The following is a 4,566-nucleotide window of genomic DNA, read 5'->3' on the forward strand; positions in this document are numbered from 1 at the left end:
AAGCGGGCATCCACTGGCTGGAGGTCCGCGAGGACGGCACGGTCGTCCGTCGATTCGATGGTTCCGACACCGCCGGATTCGAGACGACACGCCTGGACGAGCAGGCCGCGGCGACCGTCCGTGAACGAGTGGGCTGGTCGTCCGGGGACGAGCCGCGGCTTGTACTGTTCGGGCTGGACGGGCAGGAAAAGTATCGAGGCCGTCCCGATTCGCTGGACACGATCTGGTTGCTGATCGACCGCATGCCCATGCGGCGCGCCGAGATCGCGGAGAACCCGGACGACTGCATCGGCCGGTGACCGGTCCGAACGCCATTGGCTTCATATCACCGGACCGCTATGGAATCAGAAAATTCGATTGCGCGCCTGTTGATCTGCCCGACCGCTCGCGCAAGGATGGTAGGTGAACGAATCATTCGTCGGCTTGGCTTTCGTCAGCCGGCCTGTTCCAAGGAGGAGTCACATGACACACCAATGGTCGCGTTTCCTGAAGGTGCTGGGTCTTGCCATGGCCTCGCTGCTGCTTGCGCCGGGCGTTTTTGCCGAATCCCTCGACAACCGGGCGGCGATTGGCGAGCTGGATGACATCAAGGCCGTCTACGACGTGCGCAAGTCCGATCCCCGGGCGCTGGACATGTATCTCAAGGCCATCATCACCAACGTCGAAAACCTCGAGAAGGAGGGCGTGGAGGCCGACCTGGTGATGGTCTTCATCTCGCACTCGGTGAAGTTCATCAACACCGCGCCGGCACTGGAGACCGAGGCCGACTACGGCAGCGAGCTGGAAAGCATCGCCGCGAGCGTCAAGACCCTGCAGGACCTCGGCGTGCGCATGGAGGCCTGCAACGGGGCCACCCGCGCCTTCGACGTGGACAACGACACATTGCTGCCGGGCATCGAGCCGGTGCGCAGCGGGTTCATCTCCCTGATGGGCTACCAGAACAACGGCTACGCCCTGGTGCCGGTGTACGATTGATACCCCGCCCGGCGACTCGGTGAACCAGCCCGCCCGCGAGGCGGGTTTCCTGATGGTGCCGCAGCAAGATGGAGACAACGATGGCCGGCAGACGACTCAAGGTAGGACTGGCACTGGGCAGCGGGGCGGCCCGCGGCTGGGCTCACATCGGCGTGATCCGCGCGCTGGAGGAGGCCGGCATCCGGCCCGACGTGGTCGCCGGCTGTTCCATCGGCGCGCTCGTGGGCGGGGGCTATGTCAGCGATTCCTTCGACGAGCTGGAGGACTGGGCGCGGAAGATCCGCACCTGGGAAGTCATGCGCCTGCTGGACGTGCGCCTGGGCGGTGGCCTGATCGAGGGGGACAGTCTCATGCGCTCGCTGGCGAAGACCTTCGGCAAGGTCGACATGGACGATCTGGCGTTGCCCTTCGCTGCCGTGGCCACGGACCTTGAGGCCGGCCGCGAGGTGTGGCTGCGCGAGGGCAGCCTGCTGGACGCCGTGCGGGCATCGATCGCCGTACCCGGCCTGATGGCACCGGTCAGGCACGAGGAGCGCTGGCTGGTCGACGGCGGGCTGACCGATCCGGTACCCGTGTCCCTTTGCCGCGCGATGGGGGCCGACGTGGTGATCGCCGTCAACCTCAACAGCGACCTGGTCGGTCGGCACGTGCGCAACCTGCGGGGGGCGGCTCACCACGGCATCGACGGCGATGGGGGCCTGCCCGAATGGATCGAGGGCGTCGACGAGAGGTGGCTTTCCGGCCGGCTGGGCAAGTGGCTGGAGAAGCGCCACAACGGCGAGCACCCGCCGGGGATGCTCGACGTGATGGCCGGGGCGATCAACATCATGCAGGACCGGATCACGCGCAGCCGCATGGCGGGCGATCCCCCCGAACTGCTGATCTCGCCGAAGCTCGCCCACATCGGGCTGCTGGAGTTCGAGCGCGCCGAGGAAAGTATCCGGATCGGCCGCGAGGCGACCGAACGGGCGCTGAAGAACAGCGATCTCCTGCCCGAATCGGAATGAGGTTGGCAACGGGAAGAGTCGGATTTCAGAAGTCAGGCCGGTCGCCCCTGTGCGAGCGGGCCTTGCCCGCGAAGGCCGCCGGGGGCGGCTGTCCCGGCTTCAGCATCGCTTCTGGGCTGAATCGTGCGGGGGATATGCGCCTGTTGGCGCGTTTCGTTTGCAAGACAACCTTGCACAGGGGACAGCGGAATCGGAGTCTCTCTGCTCCCTGAAATCTGACTTCTGATCTCTTCGAGCTATCAGCGTCCAGCTTCGTTACCAGACCATATCCTCCGGCACCGGGAAGTCCCGGTAGGCGGGGTCCTGGATCTCGCCGCCGCTGGGCAGCGCCACGAGGTAGGCGGGATCACGCTGGCCGATCTTCTCCGCGGTCTGGGCGGGGATCACGTAGTAGCGCTTTTCCCAGGTCGCCAGTCGCATCTGCCGATTGGCCAGCTGCCGGCGCAGGCGCGGGTTGACCGGAATGCTCAGTACCCTGCCGCTGTCGGCGAAGTGGAAGGGCTCTCCCTTCGATGGCAGCTTCTCGGCGTGGTCGAGGATCAGTTGCCGGATCTCCGCCCGACGGGCCCGGCGTTCCTCGGCCTCGCGCTGGCGCTGGCCCGCCTCGCGGTTCTTCGCCTGCTCGCGGGCACGCTTCTCGGCGGCGGCTTTCTTGGCCGCCTCGATCTCCGCCGGCGGCTTGGTGTTCGCCTGCTGGTCGTGTCGGTTGACGCGCCCCCAGGCCGACTTCTTCTTCGGCTGCGTGCCGCCCTTCTTCGCCAGGCCGGCCTTGAGTAACTGCTCCTGCAGGGATGCCTTGCTCATGGTGTCGATGTCGATTCGCTTTGCGGGGACGACGAGTCTACCAGTTGATGGGAACCCGGGTTGAACCGGGGCGTGTCACGTTTCGTCCGACACGGTCTCATCGGCCCGGGCGAGCCGGCTCCGGCCACTGCAGTGGCGACATCCACGCGGTCTTCTTGTGCTGGTAGCGCTGCGTGCGCTCGAGGATCTCCGACAGGGTCCGTACCGCCCGCTGGATGTAGGGCCCCTTGTTCAGCATTACGCACTCGGCCCGCTCGGCCATGGCCGCATCGGTCAGTTCGGGCCGGGAGATGGCTCCCTTCTTCGCCAGCGTCTCCAGGACCTGGGTCGCCCAGATCACCGGCACGTGCGCCGCCTCGGTCAGGCAGAGCAGGGTTTCCTGGGCCTCGATCATGCACTCCGGACCCAGCTCCACCGCGAGATCGCCGCGGGCGATCATGACGCCCAGTGGCCGGTTTCCCATGGCGGCGAGCAGGATCTCCGGCAGCGCGGCCACCGCGCGGCGTGTCTCGATCTTGGCCACGATCGGCATGTCGACGGCCCCGCGCGCGTCGAGTTCCTCGATCAGGCTGCGCATGTCGTCGCCCGACTCGACGAAGGAGAAGCCCACCATGTCGGCGTGCCGGACGACGAAGTCCAGTCCGGCTCGGTCCTTCGCGCTCAGGGCGGGCAGGTCGAGTGGCGTGTCGGGGAAGTTCAGGCCCTTGTCGGGCTTGACGGTCTTGCCTTGGGGGCCGGCGTGCTCGACCCGCAGCAGTGCCCCGTTGGGCTCGACCGACTCGACCCGGGCGCCGATCTTGCCGTCGTCGATCCAGACCGGGTCGCCCACGGAAAGCCGGTTGAATATGCGGGGCTCTTCGCAGGCGATTCGGGCCGGCTCCAGCACGTTGCCGAGATCGTCGACACGAGCGGGCCGCCCGGGTGTGCCGTCTGCCATCAGGTACAGCGGGTCGCCTTCGAACACCCTCAGCTTCTGTGGCTGCTGGTCGAAGCCGCGGGCGGTGAATCGTTCGTCGCGCTCCATGTCGTGAAAGCTGGTGGCCGCGTCCACCTGGGCCGGGCCGTCGAGCGAGCCGCGAAAGAAGCGGGCCGTGCCGGTCGCCGTGATGCGTAGCTGTCGCCGACGGCCCACCCGGTCGACGAAGTGCAGCACCTGGCCGTCACGCAGCGATTCCACATGCTCGGGGTCGACGGACAGGTGCCAGACACGTTTTCTCCCCTTGCCGACCCCCTCCGAGCGCGGGAAGCCGTCGCTGATCTCGATCGCCGGGGCGCGCCCGTTCTCCGGCTCCATTTGCAGGACCGTCTCCCGGGGCACGATCGGACCGGTGCGTACCTTGTGGCCCGCCAGGTCCATCAGCACGCGGCAGTCGCGCCCGGTCCGCCGTCTCGCCGCCTTGAGGTGTTCGATCATGCGTGCCCATTCCCGCGGCCCGTCGTGGGCGCAGTTGATGCGGGCGCAGTTCATGCCCGCGGCGAGCAACCCCTGCAGAAGCTCCGCGTCGTCGGCGGCCTCGCTGGGGAGGGTGACCATGATGCGTATGCCGCGGGCGCCGCCGTCATTCCCACCGAACAGTCGCTCGGTGTGGCGAGCGAGGAGTCGCGAGCCCGCATGGAAGGCGTCTTCCGAGCCCCGCGGCTGGCTGGCGGGCGCGCCGCAGGCCCGGTCGAGCAGGTCGAGGATGGCGTCGAGCGTGGCCATGACCCGGGATTCGCTGCGGCCGAGCGAGGACAGGCCGTGCTCGGCGAGTGCCGACTGCAGTTCGCGGATGTCCTCGGC

5 protein-coding genes are annotated in these 4,566 nt (G+C 67.6%); 3 read left to right on the forward strand and 2 right to left on the reverse strand.

Going from position 1 to position 4,566, the window contains the following annotated elements; all coding sequences use genetic code 11:
• The 3 genes from ACLFMY_RS08510 to rssA form a co-directional block, all read left to right on the forward strand.
• A partial coding sequence (locus tag ACLFMY_RS08510; protein WP_410764232.1) for a DUF4174 domain-containing protein occupies positions 1 to 299 on the forward strand: 299 nt, incomplete at its 5' end.
• Positions 300 to 462: 163 nt separating this feature from the next.
• A complete protein-coding gene (locus ACLFMY_RS08515; RefSeq protein WP_410764233.1) occupies positions 463 to 975 on the forward strand; it encodes a DsrE family protein in 513 nt (170 codons plus the stop codon).
• A gap of 80 nt (positions 976 to 1,055) precedes the next feature.
• Complete coding sequence (rssA, locus tag ACLFMY_RS08520) at positions 1,056 to 1,982, forward strand: patatin-like phospholipase RssA (RefSeq protein ID WP_410764234.1); 927 nt, start codon at positions 1,056 to 1,058, stop codon at positions 1,980 to 1,982.
• Between the two features lie 255 nt (positions 1,983 to 2,237).
• On the opposite strand, the gene ACLFMY_RS08525 is transcribed toward rssA, so the two are convergent.
• Entirely contained in the window at positions 2,238 to 2,786 is a 549-nt protein-coding gene (locus ACLFMY_RS08525) for a DUF2058 family protein (RefSeq protein WP_410764235.1), read from the reverse strand.
• A gap of 97 nt (positions 2,787 to 2,883) precedes the next feature.
• Positions 2,884 to 4,566: pyruvate kinase (locus tag ACLFMY_RS08530; RefSeq protein ID WP_410764236.1), on the reverse strand; the 1,683-nt coding region annotated here is incomplete at its 5' end.

The organism is Guyparkeria sp. (assembly GCF_046545975.1).
Lineage (GTDB): Bacteria > Pseudomonadota > Gammaproteobacteria > Halothiobacillales > Halothiobacillaceae > Guyparkeria.

Coding starts and splice junctions, on each gene's coding strand:
- ACLFMY_RS08525 (WP_410764235.1), bottom strand. CDS start 2,786: ATGAGCAAGGCATCCCTGCAGGAGCAGTTACTCAAGGCCGGCCTGGCG.
- rssA (WP_410764234.1), top strand. CDS start 1,056: ATGGCCGGCAGACGACTCAAGGTAGGACTGGCACTGGGCAGCGGGGCG.
- ACLFMY_RS08515 (WP_410764233.1), top strand. CDS start 463: ATGACACACCAATGGTCGCGTTTCCTGAAGGTGCTGGGTCTTGCCATG.